The organism is Catenulispora yoronensis, assembly GCF_039531695.1.
GTDB classification, from domain to species: domain Bacteria; phylum Actinomycetota; class Actinomycetes; order Streptomycetales; family Catenulisporaceae; genus Catenulispora; species Catenulispora yoronensis.
Map to the genome: position 1 here is coordinate 276,911 of NZ_BAAAQN010000002.1, position 19,436 is coordinate 296,346.

Annotated in this window: 17 protein-coding genes and 1 pseudogene; 12 read left to right on the forward strand and 6 right to left on the reverse strand. The window is 72.8% G+C overall.

The features are described 5' to 3' along the window. The first annotated feature begins 41 nt into the window (after positions 1-41). Both ABD481_RS02695 and ABD481_RS02700 read left to right on the forward strand, forming a co-directional pair. A complete protein-coding gene (locus ABD481_RS02695) occupies positions 42-335 on the forward strand; it encodes a hypothetical protein (protein WP_344663857.1) in 294 nt (97 codons plus the stop codon). Between the two features lie 123 nt (positions 336-458). Further along, positions 459-1,133, forward strand: a complete 675-nt coding sequence (locus tag ABD481_RS02700; RefSeq protein WP_344663858.1) for a sucrase ferredoxin — start codon at positions 459-461, stop codon at positions 1,131-1,133. A 54-nt stretch (positions 1,134-1,187) separates the two neighbouring features. On the opposite strand, the gene ABD481_RS02705 is transcribed toward ABD481_RS02700, so the two are convergent. Then, positions 1,188-2,192, reverse strand: coding sequence for a hypothetical protein (locus ABD481_RS02705; protein WP_344663859.1), 1,005 nt, complete (start codon positions 2,190-2,192; stop codon positions 1,188-1,190). Between the two features lie 103 nt (positions 2,193-2,295). Here ABD481_RS02705 and ABD481_RS02710 point away from each other — a divergent pair, with 103 nt between their 5' ends. Then, positions 2,296-4,644, forward strand: a complete 2,349-nt coding sequence (locus tag ABD481_RS02710; protein ID WP_344663860.1) for a helicase-associated domain-containing protein — start codon at positions 2,296-2,298, stop codon at positions 4,642-4,644. 82 nt (positions 4,645-4,726) lie between these two features. Here the strand turns inward: ABD481_RS02710 and ABD481_RS02715 are convergent, their stop codons facing one another. The 4 genes from ABD481_RS02715 to ABD481_RS02730 all read right to left on the reverse strand — a co-directional run bounded on the left by ABD481_RS02715 (position 4,727) and on the right by ABD481_RS02730 (position 8,784). After that, positions 4,727-5,578 (reverse strand): hypothetical protein, encoded by an 852-nt coding sequence (locus tag ABD481_RS02715; RefSeq protein ID WP_344663861.1) that lies wholly within the window; start codon positions 5,576-5,578, stop codon positions 4,727-4,729. A gap of 83 nt (positions 5,579-5,661) precedes the next feature. After that, positions 5,662-6,483 (reverse strand): 1,4-dihydroxy-6-naphtoate synthase, encoded by an 822-nt coding sequence (locus ABD481_RS02720; RefSeq protein WP_344663862.1) that lies wholly within the window; start codon positions 6,481-6,483, stop codon positions 5,662-5,664. Positions 6,484-6,491: 8 nt separating this feature from the next. Then, complete coding sequence (locus tag ABD481_RS02725; RefSeq protein WP_344663863.1) at positions 6,492-7,139, reverse strand: futalosine hydrolase; 648 nt, start codon at positions 7,137-7,139, stop codon at positions 6,492-6,494. 100 nt (positions 7,140-7,239) lie between these two features. After that, complete coding sequence (locus ABD481_RS02730; protein WP_344663864.1) at positions 7,240-8,784, reverse strand: MFS transporter; 1,545 nt, start codon at positions 8,782-8,784, stop codon at positions 7,240-7,242. Here ABD481_RS02730 and ABD481_RS02735 point away from each other — a divergent pair. From ABD481_RS02735 to ccsB, 9 genes and pseudogenes are all read left to right on the forward strand, one after another. After that, positions 8,777-9,043, forward strand: coding sequence for a hypothetical protein (locus ABD481_RS02735; protein WP_344663865.1), 267 nt, complete (start codon positions 8,777-8,779; stop codon positions 9,041-9,043). The genes ABD481_RS02730 and ABD481_RS02735 overlap by 8 nt on opposite strands. 141 nt (positions 9,044-9,184) lie before the next feature. Next, positions 9,185-10,000, forward strand: a pseudogene (locus ABD481_RS02740) (DUF3027 domain-containing protein); the annotation flags it as partial. Positions 10,001-10,557: 557 nt separating this feature from the next. Continuing rightward, on the forward strand, positions 10,558-11,913 hold the full coding sequence (locus tag ABD481_RS02745; RefSeq protein WP_344663866.1) for an MFS transporter: 1,356 nt from the start codon (positions 10,558-10,560) through the stop codon (positions 11,911-11,913). Between the two features lie 78 nt (positions 11,914-11,991). Continuing rightward, positions 11,992-13,311 carry a glutamate-1-semialdehyde 2,1-aminomutase gene (gene hemL / locus ABD481_RS02750; RefSeq protein ID WP_344663867.1) on the forward strand — a complete coding sequence of 440 codons (1,320 nt, stop codon included), beginning with the start codon at positions 11,992-11,994 and terminating at the stop codon, positions 13,309-13,311. A gap of 51 nt (positions 13,312-13,362) precedes the next feature. Continuing rightward, the gene (locus ABD481_RS02755; protein WP_344663868.1) at positions 13,363-14,016 is read left to right on the forward strand and encodes a histidine phosphatase family protein; all 654 of its coding nucleotides are present in this window, start codon (positions 13,363-13,365) and stop codon (positions 14,014-14,016) included. Positions 14,017-14,210: 194 nt separating this feature from the next. Continuing rightward, on the forward strand, positions 14,211-14,786 hold the full coding sequence (locus ABD481_RS02760) for a TlpA family protein disulfide reductase (protein WP_344663869.1): 576 nt from the start codon (positions 14,211-14,213) through the stop codon (positions 14,784-14,786). A gap of 66 nt (positions 14,787-14,852) precedes the next feature. Then, complete coding sequence (locus ABD481_RS02765) at positions 14,853-15,620, forward strand: cytochrome c biogenesis CcdA family protein (protein WP_344663922.1); 768 nt, start codon at positions 14,853-14,855, stop codon at positions 15,618-15,620. Positions 15,621-15,634: 14 nt separating this feature from the next. Further along, on the forward strand, positions 15,635-17,308 hold the full coding sequence (gene resB, locus ABD481_RS02770) for a cytochrome c biogenesis protein ResB (protein WP_344663870.1): 1,674 nt from the start codon (positions 15,635-15,637) through the stop codon (positions 17,306-17,308). A gap of 47 nt (positions 17,309-17,355) precedes the next feature. Beyond that, a complete protein-coding gene (gene ccsB / locus ABD481_RS02775) occupies positions 17,356-18,456 on the forward strand; it encodes a c-type cytochrome biogenesis protein CcsB (RefSeq protein WP_344663923.1) in 1,101 nt (366 codons plus the stop codon). 100 nt (positions 18,457-18,556) lie between these two features. On the opposite strand, the gene ABD481_RS02780 is transcribed toward ccsB, so the two are convergent. Next, positions 18,557-19,204 carry a DUF4230 domain-containing protein gene (locus ABD481_RS02780; RefSeq protein WP_344663871.1) on the reverse strand — a complete coding sequence of 216 codons (648 nt, stop codon included), beginning with the start codon at positions 19,202-19,204 and terminating at the stop codon, positions 18,557-18,559. Positions 19,205-19,436 lie beyond the last annotated feature (232 nt).

Consider the following 19,436-nt stretch of genomic DNA (forward strand, 5'->3'; position numbering starts at 1 on the left):
GCGGGGAGTTTTCGCCGACTCGAACGGGTTATCGGGGGGCCATGGCTGGAGTTGGTGGCAAGCGCGCGGCTGGCGATCTGGTGTTCGTGGCAGCCGTCATCATCGCGATCATCCTGATCCTGCACATCATCTTCGTTTTGCTGGACGCCAACGGCGGGAACGACATCGTCCGGACGGACGCGGACTGGGCCGGCTGGCTGGCCACCTGGTTCAAGGACCTGTTCACCCCGGACAGTCCGAAGCTGAACGTGTTCCTGAACTACGGGCTGGCCACGCTGGTCTACCTCGCGGTGGGCGGCATCCTGCGCCGGGTGCTCAACGACGCGCTGGCCTGACGGCGGCCGGCGCCGGTCACCGGTTCGGCCGAGCGGACGGGGTCGGCGCGGATAGGGCGGGACGCTCCGGGGTAAGGTGAGGCTACCCTCACAGGCCCACGCACCACCGCCGGAGATCCGTCCGTGTCCGTCTGCGATTCCGTCCTCGGCGGCTGCGCCGCCCTGTGCCGTGCGGTCCGTGAGCCGATGGCGGGCACCGCGCCGCCGCGCGCGAAGGCCTGGCTGGCCGTCGAGCACCCCGGCCCGTGGCCGGCCTTCGGCTGGCCCGCCGACCTGCCCGACGCCGCGGCCGAGGTGCTGACCGTGGCGCCGGCCTACGACGTGCGGCCGCAGCTGATCCGCCGCCCGGACCGGGCCGGCCGCGCCCCGGCCGCAGCTCGGACCGTCTACGTGGCCGGCGGGCCGCCCGGCGGGCGCTGGCTGGAACGGCGCGTCACCGGCGACCTCGGCGACCTGGCCGAGCTGGACCTGGCGGCGCTGCCCGGCGGCGCCGCGCCGGGATTCGGCGCGCCGGTCGGGGAACGGCTGCTGCTGGTGTGCACGCACGGCAAGCGCGACGCGTGCTGCGCGCGCTACGGCGCGCCGGTCGCGCGCGAGCTGGCCGGACGCGGACTGCCGGTGTGGGAGACCACGCATCTGGGCGGCGACCAGTTCGCCGCGAACCTGGCCTGCCTGCCGGACGGGACCTATCACGGGCTGCTGGACCGGGCCTCGGCGGCCGACGTCGCGGCGGCCTGCCTGCGCGGCGAGGTGACGCCCGCGCACTTTCGCGGCCGGGCCGGAGTCGGCCCGGCGTGAGGGTCGGCCCCGGTCGGACCGGGCTCAACCGGGCTGGGTTCAACCGGACCGTGCTCAACCGGACTTGGCGACCGCCTTGAACAACCGCCACACCAGGTACAGCGCGCCGAGCAGGCCGAGCATCGTGGGCACCGCGGTGAGGCCGTCCTTGGCGGCCTGCCAGGTGTCGCTGGAGTCCAGCGGGCCGCTGTGGCCCGTGGACCGGCCGCGGGCCAGGAACAGGCCGAACGCGTAGAACAGCAGCGCCCCGATCGGCACCCCGATCAGGGCGAACCGCTTCTCGCCCGGGGTGAACGAGTACGAGGTCACGGCCAGCAGGTAGCCGACGATGACTATGGCGATCGTGTACGGCGACATCGCCACCGCGTTGACGATCGCGCCGAGGCACAGCACCACGACCGCCGCGAGCCCCTGGGCATGGCCCTGGGCCGTGCGGCGCATCAGCGGGCCCGGCGCCATCGGCGCGGGCACGGACACCGGCGCCGCCGGCGTGGACGCCGGGGTGAAGCTGCCGCCGGCCTCGATCGGTATCTGGGGTCCGGCGCCGCCGCCGCCCCCGCCGCCGGACTCCTCGGCCTCGCTGCCGTAGTTCCAGTCCGCGCTCCCGGCGCCGAACGGGTCCGGCTCGGCCGGGATCTCCGGGCCGGGCAGCGACTCGCCGCCGGAGCCGGAGGCGCCGTACCGGTCCGAGGGCGGGTTGCCGACGGTCTCCGGGGTCACCAGGCGGCCCACCGCCGGGTCCACCTCCGGGGAGAACACCGAAGCCGCGCCGTAGGCGTTGACGCCGACGTCGGCGCCGCGGCGCTGCCGTTCCCGGGCACCGTAGAGCGGGTCCTTGTTGGCCTCCGCCATCACCAGCGCCTCGGGCCGCCCCAGGCCCAGCAGGATCTGCCGGACGTCGGCGGCCTTCGTGGCCTTGCGCGCCGACACCCGGGACTCGATCTCGGCGCGGGTGCGCGAGACCAGCTGGTTCCGCGACGTGGGCGACATGCGGCCCTCCGCCAGCGTGGACAGTTCGGCCAGGTAGCGGAACATCTCCTGGTCGGTCTCGGCCGTCACCGCTGGGATCCCCCTGCCTGTTCTGCTGACACGAGCCCCACTGCCCGCATGCGTATCGTATGCGGACGCTGTGATCGCCGGGACTCGACTACCGTTATGGGTGATGCCCACCGAACAGCCCGGCCATTCCGCAGAAACCACCCGCGCAGGTGCGCGGGCGAAGACGCGCGCCGTGGGGGACCCGGCGCCGGGCGGTGTGTCTCAGAGTTCGGACACGGCGGGGCCGCCGGCCGCGCCGGCGGGCGCCCCCGTCGTCCGCCGCCGTTCGCTGGCCGACGAGCTGCGGTCCTGGTCCGCGGACCGGCTGGCCGAGCTGCTGGCCGCCCGGCCGGACCTGGCCGTGCCGCCCCCGGCCTCGATCGCGGCGCTGGCCGAGCGGGCCTCGCAGCGGGCCTCGGTGGCCCTGGCGATGGACCGGCTGGACGCGTTCACCCTCCAGGTGCTCCAGGCCCTGGCGGTGTCCCCGGAGCCGGTCACGGCGGCCTCGACGACGGCGCTGCTGGGCGTGCCCGACGACGGCCGGGTGCCCGAGGCCGTCGCCACGCTCCGGGACGCGGCCCTGGTCTGGGGCCCGGACGAGGGCCTGCGGCCGCTGGTCAACGCCCGCGAGGCGCTGGGGGAGAACCCGGTCGGCCTGGGCCCGCCGCTGGTCTCGGCGCTGAACAACTCCTCCCCGGCCTGGCTCCAGGGGGTGCTGCGGCGCCTGGGGCTGCACGCGACCGCGGACCCGGTGACCGCCGTGGGCGCGCTGGCGGCGCTGGCCGCCGACCCGCCGCGCATGCGGGCGGTGCTGGACCAGGCCCCGGCCGGGGCCGAGGCGGTGCTGGAGAAGCTGGTGTGGGGCCCGCCGTTCGGCCGGGTCGGGCCCTGGATCGGCGGGAGCCGGCCGGGCGCTCCCGCCGCCGATCCCGACGCGGCCCCCGGCCCCGATGCCGAGCCGCTAGGGGATTCCCCCGAAAGCACCGCGGCCGACGGCGGCTCCCCGCTCGAATGGCTCCTGGAGCGCGGCATCCTCGGCCGCTGGACCGAGGACACCGTCGTGCTGCCCCGCGAGATCGCGTTCTTCCTGCGGCGCCACGTCTTCGGCTCCGGCCTGCACCGCGACCTGGCCGCCGATCCGCCGGCGGTGCCGGTGGCCCGGCACGACGCGCGGCACGCCGACGAGGCCGCGGCGGCCGCCGCGACCGCCGCGCCGCGCCGCGTCGAGGAGCTGCTCGACGCCTGGGCCTCCGGCCCGCCCGGCGTCCTGCGTTCCGGCGGCGCCGGCATCCGGGACCTGCGCCGCACCGCGCTGCTGCTCGACGTCTCCGAGGAGGAGGCGGCGTTCTTCGCCGAGCTGGCCTACTCCGCCGGGCTGGTGGCCGCCGACCTGGCCTCCGGCTTCTGGCTGCCGACGCCCGCCTACGACCGCTGGCTCGACCTGACGCCGGACCGGCGCTGGGCGGAGCTGGCGGCGGCCTGGCTGGTGTCGGACCGCGCGGCCGGGCGGGTCGGCGTGCCCGACGACCGCAACCGGCAGGTGGCCCCGCTGTCGCCGGAGGTCGCCTCCTGGGCCGTCCCGGAACTGCGCCGGGACCTGCTCGGCGAGCTGGACCGGCTGCCGGCCGGCGGCACCGCCGCCGTCGACGCGCTCGTGGACCGGCTGTTCTGGGAGCGGCCGCGCCGCAGCGGCCCGGCGGTGCGGCAGCTGGTGGACTGGACGCTGCGCGAGGCGGTGTGGCTCGGCCTGGTCGCGCCGGTGCGCGGCGCGGCCGGGATCCTGTCCGCGCACGGCCGCGCGGCGCTGCTCGGCCTGCCCCGCGACGCCCTGGCCGCCGCGCTGTCCGCGGCCCTGCCCGACCCGGTGCGGCACGTCCTGATCCAGGGCGACCTGACCGCGATCGCCCCCGGACCGCTGGCCCCCGACGTGGCCCGCGAGATGGCGCTGGTCGCCGACATCGAGTCGGCCGGCGCCGCGACCGTCTACCGCTTCACCACCGCCTCGGTGCGCCGCGCCTTCGACGCCGGCCGCGCCGCCGACGACCTGCACGCCTTCCTCGCCGAGCACTCCCTGCACGAGATCCCGCAGGCGCTCACCTACCTGGTCGACGACGTGGCCCGCCGCCACGGCCGGATCCGCGTCGGCGCCGCCGTCAGCTACGTGCGCGCCGACAATGACGCGGCCCTGTCCGAGATGCTCGCCGACCGCCGCACCGGCGGCCTGGGGCTGCGCCGGATCGCCCCGGGCGTGGCGGTCTCCGAACTGCCGCCGGAGGAGCTGCTGGAGGGCCTGCGGGCCAACGGCTACGCCCCGATGGCCGAGAACGAGGACGGCAGCGGCGCCACGCCGGTGGTGGCGACGCCGCGGTCGCGGCGCGCGACCTCGTTCCACCCCTACGCGGTGCAGCGGCCCGCGCTGCCGGGGTCCGCGGCGGTGGTGGCGCTGGCCGAGGATCTGGCGGCCGGCGGATAACACGGCCGGCAGGTCGTAGGGCCGGCAGGTCGCACGGTCGGCAGGGTCGTACGTCCGGCGACGGAGCGGTCTGCTCGGACGCTCAGTCCTGGTCCTCCGGAACCCGCGGCGCGCCCCACCAGACGCCGTCGGCAGCACGGTAGTACCGCCTCCATTCCTCCTTGGAGGCGTCCTCCGGGACCGGGACGAACATCGCGTCCGCCGTGTCACGGACCTGCGTGGCCTGGTCGGCCGTCAGGCGCCGGCAGTTCCAGAGCAGGTCCCTCAGCTCCGCGGTCCGCCGCTCGCCGCGCAGCGGTTCCTCCGGCAGCGGGACGCCGGTCATCGCCGACAGGTCCCCGGCCGGAATGCCCACTACGGCCGCGATACTGAGAATCCAGTCGGGTTTCAGCTGTGTCGGGCGGTCAGTCATGGAGCGGTAAGTGGTCCGGGCCAGGTACATGCGGCCGTGCGTCATGCAGGCCATGGCGTACGCGACGCGCGAACCCAGGTTCCGATTGTGGATTAGCAGCGTCATCAGCGCCGCGCTGAAACCGGCTTCCGCCACGCTGGGGACGGGTCGAACGCGACCGTCCGGGACCGGTCGCGGCTCCTGGGGCAGGCCGGCCACCAAGGCGTGGATCGTCCGTCGCTGGTCCGGCGGCAGCAGGTCCACCCGCTCCACGAGACCGTTCACCGGGCCGCTCGCCTGCGGGTCCAAGGGCGTCAGCTCCACCGGCACTGGGATGTCGGCCAGGACGAACAGGTCCTCGACGTGGTAGCCCAGCGCGTGAGCGAGCACGTGCAGCTGCTCCGGATCCGGCACCGCGCCGTCCAGCACCGCCCGCACCGCGGCCGGGGCCAGGCCGGAGGAGTCGGCCAGCCAGTCCTCGTCGGCGCCCCGATGCTCCAGCACCCGCTGGAGTATCACTGCGAACCCCGGATACGCCGTCATGCCGCCCCCTCGAACCGCTGTGGAAAACCCCTGAAAGGGCTCCGCGTCCGCGCGGAGCCCGATGCGGAGGTGCCGCCCGGCGCTCAGCGTGCCAGCAGCGCCTCCACCGCGGCGAGGCCGTCCGGCCCGAGGTCGCGGGTGAACTCGTTCACGTACAGCCCGATGTGCTGCTCGGCGACCTCGGGATCCATCTCCTGCGCGTGCTCCATCACGTATTCGTGCGAAGCCCGGGGATCGGCCCACGCGTATTCGACCGACGCGCGGATCAACCCGCTGAGCTCGGCCAGCGCCGCCTCGCCCAACGCCTTGCGGGCCACGATCGCGCCCAGCGGGATCGGCAGGCCGGTCTCGGCCTCCCACCACTGGCCGAGGTCGGCGTGGCAGGTCAGGCCGAAGTTCTGGTACGTGAACCGGGCCTCGTGGATCACCAGCCCGGCGGCCACCTCGCCGGCCGCCACCGCCGGCATGATCTCGTGGAACGGGAGGACCTCGACCTGCATGCCGCCCGGGACGTTCCGGGCCGCCCACAGCTCGTACAGGCGATAGGCGGTCGACAGCAGGCTCGGCACGGCCACCACGCCGCCGGACAGGGCCTCGGCGTCCAAGGCGCCCCGCGAGAGCACCAGCGGCCCGCACCCGCGCCCCAGGGCGCCGCCGCAGTGCAGCAGCTCGTACCGGTCCGCCACGAGCGGAAGCGCCGGATAGGAGATCTTCAGGACGTCAGGCGCGTCCGCCTCCTGCACCCAGTAGTTCGTCACGTCGATGTCGGCGAACGTGACGTCCAGGGCCGGGGCGCCGGGCACCAGGCCGTGCGCCAGCGCGTGGAACACGAACGTGTCGTTGGGACACGGCGAATAGGCGATGGAGAGCTTGTCGGGCAGGACGTTCGGGTGCGCTTCAGGCATAGCGCCGATTATGCGACGTCGGGCGCCTGCAAGGCGCTCAGGGTCTGCCCGACCGTGGTCAGGGCCTCCAGCGCGGCGCCGATCCGCCACGCCTCCCGGTCCCGCGGGCCCACCGTGTTGGAGATCGCCCGGATCTCCACGAACGGCAGCTCCGCCATCGTCGCCGCGCTGGCCACGCCGAAGCCCTCCATCGCCTCGGCCACCGCGTCCGGGTGGCGCCGCGCCAGCTCCTCGGTCCGGGCCGCGGTGCCGGTGGCCGTGGACACCGTCAGCACCGTGCCGGTCACCACGTTCAGCCCGGCCTCGCTCAGCGCGGTCGCGATCCGCTTGCTCCAGCGCTCGTCGGGCTGCTCCACCCGCGGGGCGAAGCCCAGCTCCTCGACCGGCAGGAAGCCGTCCGGGGAGTCGGCGCCGAGGTCGGCGGCCACCACCCGGGTGGACACCGCCACCGAGCCGATCGGCGCGCGCGGGGCGAAACCGCCCCCGATCCCGACCGATAGCGCCAGTTCGTAGGGTTCGGTGGCCAGGACCCAGGCCGCGCCGGTGGCCGCGGCGGCGGGTCCGGCGCCGGTGACGATCACCGTGAGGCCGTGGGCGCGCTGTTGCAGCGCTTCCCGTTCGGCCTCCACGGCGGCCGCCAGCAAGAACTCGTACATTCGTCACTCCCCGTTGTTCTGTGGGTGGTTTGCGTGGTCGAGTGTCCGCACGGCGGACAAACGGTCCGCGCGCGGACCGTGTTCCCGTAGGTGCCGTCCGTCAGACCCCGAAGCTCTGCGCGGGGTTGGGCGCGACGAACCGCAAGTCCGCCAGCGCCTTCAGTGTCACCAGGCACACGGCCAGCAGCGCGACGGCCGCGACGATGAACGCCAGGGTGCCGTTGCCGTTGCCGGGGAAGGACATCGCGATGCCCAGGCCGCCGCCGATCACCCAGGACAGCTGGAGGATCGTCTCGGAGCGCGCGAACGCCGAGGTGCGGACCCGCTCCAGGGTGTCACGCTGCAGCAGGGCGTCCAGCGACAGCTTGGCCAGCGAGGCGCTCATCGCCGACACCGCGGCCACGGTGAGCACCGTGATCAGGTTGTAGTAGAACGCGCAGGCCAGCACCGCGCCGGTGGTCAGCGCCAGCATCGCCGAGATCACGCCCTCCGGGGCCCGGGCCTTGAGCATCGAGCCCATCGAGGTGCCCAGCGCGTTGCCGACGGCCGCGGCGGTGGCGATCATGCCGATCGCGACCAGGTCCTTGTAGCCGGCCAGCGGGTGGTAGCGGACCAGGAAGGCCATGAAGATGGTCAGGAACCCGGAGAAGCACTTGAAGGCCGCGTTGGCGCGCAGCGCCAGCACCACCGCCGGGCCCACCGAGCGCAGCCGCAGGTTCGGCATGGTCTCGGACAGCCGCGGGTCCAGGTCCCGGTCCTTCTTCTTCAGCTGCGCCTTCTGCTCGCCCTCGGCGGAGTCCACGTGCGCCGGCAGCCGGATCGACAGATAGGAGCCCAGGGCGAACACCAGCGCCGCGCCTACCAGGCAGTAGGCCGCGCCGAAGTGCACCAGCAGGCCGCCGATCGGGGCGAAGACGAAGGTGGCCACGATGCCGGCCATCGAGGTCCGGGAGTTGGCCTTCACCAGGGTGGTGCCCGGCGGCAGCAGGCGCGGGATGACCGCGGAGCGGGTGACGCCGTACGCCTTGGAGGCGGCCAGGCAGCCGAACGCCGCCGGGTACAGTGCCAGGTTGGCCGAGCCGTTGACGGTGCGCGCCATGATCAGCGCCAGGATCAGCCGGGTGGCCATGGTCAGCGCCATCGCGATCCGGCGGCCGTGGCCGAACCGGTCCAGCAGCGGGCCGATCACCGGCGCCAGCAGCACGAACGGCACCATCGTGATCACCAAGTAGAGCGCGACCTTGCCGCGGGCCTGGCCGGGCTGCACCCCGAAGAACACCGACTGCGCCAGCGCCAGCGTGATCAGCAGGTCGCCGGCCGAGTTCACCGCGTGCAGCTCGATCAGCTGCGACAGGCCGGACTCCCGGGCCCCGCCGGCCCCGGTGACCTTGCGGATCCGCCGGCCGACGACGCCGCCGACCCGGCCGACCGCGCGGCCGGTGGCCTCGGTGCCCTCGCCGAACCGGCGCAGCAGGCGCGCGGCGTCGGACTCCGGCCGGACCGGCTCGCGCGGGGTGAGCAGCTCTATGTCGGCCGGGGACAGGTCCTGGGCCACCTCGGCCAGTTCCGGCACGGTGGTGGCCAGGTGCAGGGTGGCCCCGGTGAGGGCCTCCAGGTCCTGGGTGGCCATGGTGCGGGTGGGCACCGGATCGGATCCGGCGGCCGCCGAGGGTGCTGAGGTTGATGAGGTTGCCGGGGCGGCCGGGGCGGCCGGGGCCGAGACCGGCGTGGAGACCGGCGTGGAGACCGGGGCCGGGACCGGGTCCGAGGGCCGGTCGGCGGACCGGGCGGGCGTCCGGGAGCGCTTCGGCGGCAACGGCGGGGGCTGCGGGATCAACGACTGCGTCGACTCCGGGGCGTCGAACACCCGCGTCCGTTCCTCGCCGTCCCGATTCGGCGTCTGATCCTTGGCCACGCCCCTATCCTGCCCGGAAAACGCGTACGTGGGGAGCCGGTGATTCAAACGGCGGCCGACAGCCCGCCGCGGCGCGGATTTCCCCGCGGTTTCCCCGGTGGCCGAACCTCTGTCACACGGACCCCCCGGGATGGGGGAGAATCGAGGCGTGAACGCCGCGACCGCCATCCCAGCCCGCTCAGCAGACAGCCGGCCGCGCACCCGCCAGCCGGTCCTGGACCCGGTGTGCGCCGAGGCGGTGGAACTGGCCTTGGCGGCGGCCGAGGACGTGGCCGGCATCGGCGAGGTCGGACGGCACGTCGGCGTGGTCGCCGAGGGGGACCGGGTGGTCACCCACCTGTTCGAGTGCAAGGAGCGCGGCTACCGCGGCTGGAACTGGGCCGTGACGCTGACCCGCGCGCCGCGCACCAAGTTCGTGACCCTGGACGAGACCGTGCTGGTGGCCGGCTCCGAATCGGTGCTGGCCCCGGACTGGGTGCCGTGGAGCGAGCGGCTGCGCCCGGGCGACCTGGGCCCCGGCGACCTGCTCCCGATCGCCGAGGACGACACCCGGCTGGTGCCCGCCTACACCGGCGAGGACGAGAAGCAGCCCGACCCGTACCGCGAGGTGCGCCGCGACAGCCTGCCGCTGGTCGCCTTCCAGCTCGGCCTCGGCCGGCCGCGGGTGCTCTCCCGCGAGGGCCGCGAGGACGCCGCCGAGCGCTGGCACGAGGGCGAGTTCGGCCCGCACACCCCGATGGCCCAGGCCGCGCCGGCCCGCTGCTCCGGCTGCGGCTTCCTGGCCCCCCTGGCCGGCATGCTGGGCCAGGCCTTCGGCGTGTGCACCAACGAGATCGCGCCGAGCGACGGCCGCGTGGTGTCGCTGGACTACGGCTGCGGCGCGCACTCCGAGGCCGCCGTGGTTCCGGCCGCGCACCCGACGTCCGAGCCGGTGGTGGACGAGTACGTCTACGACACCGTGACCTTCGGGGAGCGGGTCGTGACGCCGGAGGCGGAGATCGCCGAGGTTAGGCCGGACAGCGTCGCGGTCGCCGAGGCCGGAGCTGCTGCCGCCGGACCGGACAGTGCCGTGGTCGCCGACATCGCCGTCGTCGCCGACGTCGCCGAGGTGGCCGGAATGCTGGCCGAGGAGGTCGCCGCCGAGCCTGCTGGATCGGTCGGGACCGCGGCCGTGCGGGGTGCCGCCGGAACTGGTGCCGCCGATGCCGGCGCCCCCGCGCTCGACGGCGGCTCCGCCGAGGTGGCCGGGATGCTGGCCGAAGCGGTCGCCGCCGAGGCCACCGGGCTCGCGGCCGGGAATGCGGAGGCCGAGTCCGCCGCTGAATCCGCTGAATCCGCTGAATCCGCAGATTCCCCCGGAGCCTCCGAGCCGTCGGAGCGGTCCGAAGCGGTCGCCGTCGCCGGTGTCGAAGCCGTCGAGGTGAGCGCCGACGCCGTCACCGTGGCCCGGGCTGTGCTTGAGGAAGTGCCCGCCGATGAAAGCTGACCTGCGATGCGTGAGATGTGAGCACCACCTTTCCTGAGTCCACCCGGCGGGTCCGGCGCGACAGCTGGACCCGCTTGCTGTACCTCCAGCTCGGCGCCTTCGCCTTCTTCCTCTACGCCTTCAGCCCCTCGATCAACCTGCTCAAGGACGATCTGCACATATCGGCGGGCGTCGCGGGCCTGCACTCGACCGGGTACGCCGTCGGCGTCACCATCGGCGGCCTGACGGCGCCCTGGTACATCCGCCGGGCCGGCGGGTCCCGGCCCGCGCTGTGGTGGGGGCTGGTCGGGCTGTCGCTGGCGGTCGGTTTGTTCTGTGCCGTACCGGTTCTGACGGTAACGATTCCGGCTGCCGCCATCTGCGGTGTCTTCGGGTCCTGGCTCTGCATAGCCGTGCCCGCCGCCCTGGCCCGGGCCCACGGTCCCGAGACCGGTCCGGCCGCCATCACCGAGGCCAACGCCGTGGCCGCCTTCGTGGGCGTCGCGGCCCCGCTCGCGGTCGGCGGCGCGGCGGCGATCGGCATCGGCTGGCGGGTGGCGCTGCTGCTGGTGGCCCCGCTCAGCGGGGTGCTGTACCTGCTCCTGGGCCGGATCCGGGAGCCGGACTGGCTGCTGCCGGACGTCGAGCAGGTCGTCTTCGAGGCCGATCTCGACGACGTCCCGCTCGCCGGGGTCGGCGGCGCGACGGCGGTGGAGCTGAAGACCCAGACGGGCACTCAGAAGGACACCCAGGTGACGGTGCCCGCGCCGCGCGTGGAGAGCCCGCTCGGCGCCGTCCCGGCCAACCTGCCCATGACCACGAACTCCCTGCGCGACCTGCCTCGCCGCTTCTGGCTCAACCAGGTCGCCGGGGTCTGCGCCGGCGCCATCGAGTTCTGCCTGACCCTCTGGTGCGCCACCCTGCTCCAGGACCGCGCGGGCCTGTCCGCCGGGGCCGCCGCGACCGGCGTCACCGCGGTCGTCGCCGGCATGGCGATCGGCCGGACCGTCGGCGGGCGGCTGGCGCTGCGGATCTCGATCGACCGGCTGATCTACGGCTCGTTCGGCACCAACCTGCTTGGCTTCGCCATCTTCTGGCTGGGCTCCGACGCGGTGTCGATGTTCCTCGGCCTGGCGGTGGCCGGCCTCGGCGTGGCGCTCCAGTTCCCGCTGATCTCCTCGCGCGGCATCGAGCTGTCCGGCGGCCAGGCCGAACTGGCCGGCGCGGTGAACATGTTCGGCGCCGGGATCGCGGTCGGCACCGCTCCGTTCGCCCTGGGCTTCCTGTCCGACCGGGTCGGCATCCACGGCGCCTACCTGCTGCTCCCGCTGTTCATCGTCGTCGCGGTGGCGGCGATCGCGGCGTCGGCCGCCCGGACCCCGGCCCCGGCGTGAGCCGGGCCCGCGGTGCGGCCCGGCGGCCGTCCCCCGGGGGTGCCTGGCCACCCCTCGCCGTCTGAGACGATGGGCGGCATGAACGCGCATCCCTACGAGGCCCCCGAGACCCAGTCCCAGCACCTGTTCGAGCGGGCGCGGGCGGTCACGCCCGGCGGCGTGAACTCCCCGGTGCGGGCATTCGGAGCGGTCGGCGGGACGCCGCGGTTCATGGCCTCCGGACAGGGCGCGTACCTGACCGACGTCGACGGCAACCGGTACGTCGACCTGGTCTGCTCCTGGGGGCCGCTGATCCTGGGCCACAACCACCCGGCCGTGGTCGAGGCCGCGACCAAGGCCTTGCGGAACGGCACCAGCTACGGCGCGCCGTCGGCCGGGGAGGTCGAGCTCGCCGAGGAGATCGTCGCCCGGATCGCCCCGGTCCAGCAGGTGCGGCTGGTGTCCTCCGGGACCGAGGCGACGATGAGCGCGATCCGGCTGGCCCGCGGCTTCACCGGGCGCGGCAAGGTCGTGAAGTTCGCCGGGTGCTACCACGGCCACGTCGACGCGCTGCTGGCCGCGGCCGGCTCCGGGCTGGCGACCTTCGCCCTGCCGGACACCCCCGGCGTGACCGGCGCGCAGGCCGGCGACACCATCGTGCTGCCGTACAACGACCCCGAGGCGGTCAAGGCCGCCTTCGAGGCGCACGGCTCCGAGATCGCCTGCCTGATCACCGAGGCCGCGCCCGGCAACATGGGCATCGTCCCGCCGGAGCCCGGCTTCAATCGGTTCCTGGCCGCGATCTGCCAGGCCAACGGCGCGCTGTACATCTCCGACGAGGTGATGACCGGGTTCCGGGCCTCCCGCGAGGGCATGTACGGCATCGACGGCGTGGTGCCGGACCTGATGACCTTCGGCAAGGTGATGGGCGGCGGGTTCCCGGCCGCGGCGTTCGGCGGGCGCGCCGACGTCATGGCGCACCTGGCCCCGGCCGGGCCGGTCTACCAGGCCGGGACGCTGTCCGGGAACCCGGTGGCCACCGCGGCCGGCCTGGCCACGCTGCGGAACTGCACCCCCGACGTCTACAGCCACCTGGACGCCACCGCGCACCGGATCGCGGACCTGGCCTCGGAGGCGCTGGCCAAGGAGGGCGTCCCGCACACCGTGCAGTTCGCCGGGACCATGTTCTCCGTCTTCTTCACCGACCGGCCGGTGCGCGACTACGCCGACGCCAAGACCCAGGACTCCAAGGCCTACGCCGAGTTCTTCCACGCCATGCTGAACCGCGGCGTGTACCTGCCGCCGAGCGCGTACGAGGCCTGGTTCGTCTCGGCCGCGCACGACGAGGCGGCGGTCGAGACCATCGCCGAGGCGCTGCCCCACGCGGCCCGCGCGGCGGCCGCGGCGGAACGTCCCTGACCCCGCCCGACCCGAGCACCGTCCCACCTCCGAGAGGAAACCTCACAAGCCATGCCCGAGACCAAGACCGTCGTCCACCTGATGCGCCACGGCGAGGTCTACAACCCCGACGGCGTGCTGTACGGCCGCCTGCCCGGCTTCCGCCTGTCCGACCTCGGGCAGAAGATGGCCGAACGGGTCGCCGACCACCTCGCCGACCACGACGTGCGGGCGGTCGTGGCCTCCCCGCTCCAGCGCGCCCAGGAGACCGCGGCGCCCATCGCGGCCCGCCACGACCTGGAGGTCGGCGTCGACGAGCGGCTGATCGAGGCCGGGAACTTCTTCGAGGGCAAGAAGTTCTCGGTCGGCGACGGCGTGCTGAAGCGGCCGTCGGTGTGGTTCAAGCTGTGGAACCCGTTCAAGCCGTCCTGGGGCGAGCCGTACAAGGAGCAGGTGAAGCGGATGCACGCGGCCCTGGCCGACGCCGCGAAGCTGGCCCCCGGCCACGAGGTGGTGCTGGTCAGCCACCAGCTGCCGATCTGGATCAGCCGGCTGGCCGCCGAGCACCGCTCGTTCCTGCACGACCCGCGCAAGCGCGAGTGCACGCTGGCGTCGCTGACCTCCTTCGAGTTCACCGACGGCCGGATCACCGCGGTGCGCTACAGCGAGCCGGCCAAGGACCTGCTGCCGGTCAAGAACGGCAAGAAGTTCGTCGCCGGCGCGTAGTACGGCCGACAGCCCGGCCGACGGTCCGGCCGGGCCGTGAGCCCTGAGCAACCCCGGCGGGCGGCGGTACGGAGTTGTCCGTACCGCCGCCCGCCGTCGCGCTGGGTTCGCCCATCATGGGCGCAGTGCGACTGTTCGTCCGTTGCGGCGGACCCTGTGGCCGACCGCCGCGGGCCGCATGCGAAACTTTTCACATGCTGCGCAGGACGGAACGAACACGCAGGTCGCTCGCCGTGGCGGCGGCCGCCGCCCTGGCCTTCGGGCCGGCCGCCTGCGGCGGGAGCGGGCCGAAGAACAAGGACGGCGACGGCACCGCCGTGGCCTTCTCGGTCGGCCAGCGCAAAGCGTTCCCGATGCTGTCCGGCAAGACGCTGGACGGCCCCCAGCTGGACATGAACACCTTCAAGGGCAAGGTGATCGTGGTCAACATCTGGGGTGCCTGGTGCCCGCCCTGCCAGCGCGAGGCGCCGTACCTGGAACACGTCTACGAGGCCTACAAGGACAAGGGTGTGCAGGTGGTCGGGATCGACACCCGCGACAACGTCCCGCAGGCCCGGGCGTTCGCCGCGGACAAGCAGCTCAGCTACCCGAACCTGGTCGACGGCGACGACGGCGCGCTGCTGTCCCAGCTGGTCGGGATCACCTCGCTGCAGAACGTGCCCTCGACGATCGTCATCGACCGGCAGGGCAAGATCGCCTGGCGCGCGCTGCGCGAGATCACCTACACCGAGGTGGCCGCCGAGCTCGACGCCCTCGCCGCCGAGAAGTAGCCGACGGCCGTGAGTACCTCCGCCGCCGTCGTGGCGCACCTGGCTTCCGGATACACCGACACGCAGATGCGGGTGGAGTACGGCAGCTTCCTGGTGGCCCTGCCGATAGCGCTCGCCGCCGGCCTGATCTCGTTCCTGTCGCCGTGCGTGCTGCCGCTGGTCCCGGGCTATCTGTCCTACGTCACCGGGCTCACCGGCGTGGACCTCGGCGACCAGACCCTGGACGAGGCGGCCCGGGCCAAGCGCGGCCGGATGATCCTGGGCGCGCTGCTGTTCGTGCTCGGCTTCAGCATCGTGTTCGTGCTGCTCCAGGTCTTCGCCGGCTGGAGCGGCCACTTCCTGGTCAGCGAGCGGCGCACCATCCAGATCGTGCTGGGCTCGATCACGATCCTGATGGGCCTGTCCTTCGCCGGGGTGCTGCCGGGCGTGCTGAGCCGGGTGTTCAACCGCGAGGCCCGGTTCCACCGCGACCCGCGGGTCGGCCTGGCCGGCGCGCCGCTGCTCGGGATCCTGTTCGGCCTGGGCTGGACACCGTGCATGGGCCCGACGCTGTCGGCGGTGGCCTCGCTGTCCATCGACTCCGGCAACGCCGGGCGCTCGGTCCTCATCGGCGTGGCGTACTGTCTGGGTCTGGGTCTGCCGTTCGTGCTCACCGCCGTGGCCTTCCGCAAGGCGATGGGGGCGTTCGGGTACGTGAAGCGCCACTACCAGGCCGTGATGCGGATCGGCGGCGGCATGCTCGTCGTCATCGGCGTCCTGCTGGTCACCGGCCAGTGGAACCACCTGGTGGCCTGGCTCCAGGGCCAGGCCCCCGGGTTCGTGTCCCCGATCTAGAACCGAGACTGACTATGGCGTCGCCGACGGAAGAGATGGACGCGGAGAGCCTGTCCACGGCTCCCCGGGAGGACAGCGGGCCGGTCGCGGACGGCTCCGTCACCCTGCCCAGACTGGGCCGGCTGGAACTGCTGCGCTGGGCCTGGCGGCAGCTGACCTCGATGCGCGTGGCGCTGATCCTGCTGTTCATGCTCTCGCTGGCCGCGATCCCCGGGTCGCTGCTGCCGCAGCGCAGCGCCAACACCGACGCGTCGCTGGCCACGAAGTGGATCGCGGACCACCGGACCCTGGGACCCTGGCTGGACCGGCTCCAGTTCTTCACCGTCTACAAGTCGGTGTGGTTCTCCTCGATCTACCTGCTGCTGTTCGTCTCGCTGATCGGCTGCATCATCCCGAGGTCCTGGCAGCACTACAAGGCGGTGCGCAAGCCGCCGCCGGCCGCGCCCCGGAACCTCGCGCGGATGCCCGCGCACTACCGCTGGACCGACGCCTCCGGGACCTCGGTGGGGACCAAGCTCGACACCGCCGAAGCCGTGTTGCGCAAGAAGCGCTTCCGCGTGGTGCGCGGCACCGACGCCGCCGGCGGCGGCTGGGTCTCGGCCGAGCGCGGCTACCTGCGCGAGGTCGGCAATCTGGTCTTCCACCTGTCCCTGGTGGGGGTGCTGGCCGGGTTCGCGGTCAAGGGCTACTTCGGGTACCAGGGCAAGGTCCTGGTCAACGAGGGCGAGACCTTCAACAACATCGGACTGAGGTACGACGACCGGGACTTCGGCGGCGGCGTCGACCCCGACGGCCTGCCCGCGTTCTCGTTGAAGCTCGACCGGTTCGACGCCCGCTACGAGACCAGCCGGAAGGCCGGCGACTACGGCCAGCCGCGCGACTTCACGGCCGACGTCACCTACCGGGCCGCCGGGTCGGCCACCGAGAAGCACAAGACGGTCAAGACCAACGTGCCGATCACCGTCAACGGGGTGAGCCTCTACCTGGTCAGCCACGGGTACTCGCCGGTCATCACCGTGCGGAACAGCGCCGGCACCGTGGTCTACAGCGGGCCGGTCAAGTACTTCGAGTCCGGCGCGATGTTCAAGTCCTCCGGGATGCTCCGGGTCAACGACGGCATCAAGGACAAGGACGGCAAGGCCACGGAGCTGGGCGTCGACGGGACGTTCCTGCCGGTGGACGGCGGGATGAGCCCGACCATGGGCCCGGTGTCCGACTTCCCGGCGGCCTACGACCCGGCGCTGATCGTCAACGTGTACATCGGCGACCTGGGCGACGTGCCGTCGGTCTACCGGTTCGACGAGAGCAAGGCGCAGCACCTGCGGCTGACCGCGGACAAGAACAACTTCGCCGCCAAGCTGAACCTGGTGGACAACAAGACCGTGCAGCTGCCGGACGGGATCGGGTCGGTCACCTTCGACGGCTTCAAGGAGTACGCGCAGTTCGACATCAACCACGACCCGTCGAAGACCCTGGTCCTCGTCTCGGCCGTGGGGATCGTCGGCGGGCTGGTGCTGTCGCTGGGCATCCGGCGGCGGCGGGTGTTCGTCCGGGTGAAACCCGCGGGCGACGAGGCGATCCGCGTCGAGGTGGCGGGCCTGGCCCGGGCCGAGGACGCGCGGTTGCGGGACGAGGTGAGGGGCGTGGGCAGGGGTCTGCGTCCGGCGAAGGTGGGAGCACAGAAGTGATCAACGAATCGCTGGCGCGGTTCTCGAACTACGCCATCTACGGCGCGATGTTCGTGTACCTCATCGCTTTCTTCGCCTATACGGCGGAGTGGGTGTTCGGGCGGAAGTCGTCGTTCGTGGTGACGGCGGCCGAGCAGAGCGCTGCCGGGAAGACTGCGGCCGGGAAGAGTGCCGGGGCCCAGGCCGCGGCCACCGTGCCGGCGCAGGCCGAGGCGCTCGTGGCGGCCGGGGGCCAGGGGGCCGGCGGCGGGCAGGGCGGCGACGCCAAGCCGGTCACGGTCCCGGACGACCTGTCCGGGCTCGACGAGCTGGACGATCTGGCCGACCTCGACGACCTGCCGGACCTGGACGAGCCGGACCCGGTGATCGACGGCGGCAACCTGCGCGCCATCACCGCCGGCGGCATCGCGGTCAGCACCACGGTGCTGGCGTTCCTGCTGCACGTGGTCGGCGTGGCCTGCCGCGGCCTGGCCGCGCACCGGGTGCCGTGGGGCAACCTGTACGAGTTCACGATCGCCGGGTCGGCCGTGGCCATGGCCATCTACGTCGGCCTGCTGTTCCGCAAGAACGCGCGCTGGCTCGGGGTGTTCGTCACCGGCTTCGTGGTCGTCATCCTCGGCCTGGCCGTGGAGGTGCTCTACAAGGACGCCGAGCAGCTGGTCCCGGCGCTGCACTCGCCGTGGCTGGTGATCCATGTCGCCGCCGCCGTGCTGTGCTCCGGGGCGTTCACCGTCGCGACCCTGGCCACCGTCTTGTACCTGTTCAAGTCCCGGTACGAGACGCGGGCCAAGCTCGGCACCGCGAGCCCCGGCTCGATGTGGCGGCGGGTTCCCTCGGCGATGAAGCTGGACCTGGTGGCGTACCGGATCCTGGCGTTCTCGTTCCCGATCTGGACCTTCACGGTGATCGCCGGCTCGATCTGGGCCGAGCGCGCGTGGGGCCGGTACTGGGGCTGGGACCCAACCGAGACGTGGGCGTTCATCACCTGGGTCGTGTACGCCGCCTATCTGCACGCGCGGGCCACGCGCGGCTGGAAGGGGCGCAACGCCTCGATCGTCGCGCTGGTCGGCTACGGCTGCTTCATCTTCAACTACTTCGTCGTGTCGATCTTCGTGAACGGGCTGCACTCCTACGCGAATGTGAAGTAGCGCACTGCGAGCAGGAACACGGGAACGCAGGAACACGGGAACGCGGAACGGCCGCTGCATCCAGGGATGCGGCGGCCGTTCCGCGTCTGTCTCTCGCGCCCTACTTGTAGTTGACGGCGATCGTCCCGGTGAACCCGAGCGAGTGCAGCAGTCCTTGCAGCATCTGCGTCGTGTCCTTCTCGGCGATCGTCACCAGCTGGCTCTTGGCCGCGGCTCCGTCGATCTGCTTGGTCGCCTCCACCAGGAGCGGCTGCACCTGGTTCGGGTCGTTGTTGAAGAGGCGGTCGAACACGCCTTGCTGCTGGCCGATGATGTAGCTCTTGTGCACGTCCAGCGCGACCGGGTCGAGCACCGGCTTGGGCAGCGTGATGGTGGCGGACAGCCGGTCGGAGGAGACCTGCACCTTGTCCGCGCCCAGGCTGCCGAAGTCGACGTAGGCGCCGACGGTGCCGTCACCCAGGAAGAACGTGTCGCTGCCGGCCAGGAACGACGGCAGCCAGGAGCTGTTCTGCACCTCGACCACGACCTGGAACTCGCCGCTGGCCGCTTCGAAGCGCTTGAGCTCGCTGATCGACTTCAACAGCACCGGGCTGCTGCGGATCGTCGTGGTCTCGCCGAACGGGTTCCGTAGGTGAATCAAGTTCGTGACGGCTCCCAACAAGGTGAACACGACCACGAGCGCCACGGCGCCCAGTCCCCAGCGGACCAGCGTTCCGCGCAGTCCGCGTCCGCTTTCGGTGCGGACCACGATCTGCGTATGTCCGTCCGAGCTACTCCCGGAAACGGGCTTCTCCCCACCTGTCACAGTGACCCCCTAACGCAGTTATCTTAAGACCTATGGCGGCAATCGGCGGGCGATCGAGAAAGCGTTACGACGACGATGACCGGGGCAGACGCGGCTCCCGGGGGAGCGGCTGCGTCTGGTACGCGCTCATCCTCCTCGTGGTGATGTTGATCTTGTCCCTGATGTTCGGGGGCTT

What these genes read in the sequence shown, in the direction of transcription:
- ABD481_RS02695 (WP_344663857.1), top strand. Translation starts at nt 42, where the DNA reads ATGGCTGGAGTTGGTGGCAAGCGCGCGGCTGGCGATCTGGTGTTCGTG.
- ABD481_RS02710 (WP_344663860.1), top strand. Translation starts at nt 2,296, where the DNA reads ATGCCCACCGAACAGCCCGGCCATTCCGCAGAAACCACCCGCGCAGGT.
- ABD481_RS02715 (WP_344663861.1), bottom strand. Translation starts at nt 5,578, where the DNA reads ATGACGGCGTATCCGGGGTTCGCAGTGATACTCCAGCGGGTGCTGGAG.
- ABD481_RS02720 (WP_344663862.1), bottom strand. Translation starts at nt 6,483, where the DNA reads ATGCCTGAAGCGCACCCGAACGTCCTGCCCGACAAGCTCTCCATCGCC.
- ABD481_RS02725 (WP_344663863.1), bottom strand. Translation starts at nt 7,139, where the DNA reads ATGTACGAGTTCTTGCTGGCGGCCGCCGTGGAGGCCGAACGGGAAGCG.
- hemL (WP_344663867.1), top strand. Translation starts at nt 11,992, where the DNA reads ATGAACGCGCATCCCTACGAGGCCCCCGAGACCCAGTCCCAGCACCTG.
- ABD481_RS02755 (WP_344663868.1), top strand. Translation starts at nt 13,363, where the DNA reads ATGCCCGAGACCAAGACCGTCGTCCACCTGATGCGCCACGGCGAGGTC.
- ABD481_RS02760 (WP_344663869.1), top strand. Translation starts at nt 14,211, where the DNA reads ATGCTGCGCAGGACGGAACGAACACGCAGGTCGCTCGCCGTGGCGGCG.
- ABD481_RS02765 (WP_344663922.1), top strand. Translation starts at nt 14,853, where the DNA reads ATGCGGGTGGAGTACGGCAGCTTCCTGGTGGCCCTGCCGATAGCGCTC.
- resB (WP_344663870.1), top strand. Translation starts at nt 15,635, where the DNA reads ATGGCGTCGCCGACGGAAGAGATGGACGCGGAGAGCCTGTCCACGGCT.
- ccsB (WP_344663923.1), top strand. Translation starts at nt 17,356, where the DNA reads ATGTTCGTGTACCTCATCGCTTTCTTCGCCTATACGGCGGAGTGGGTG.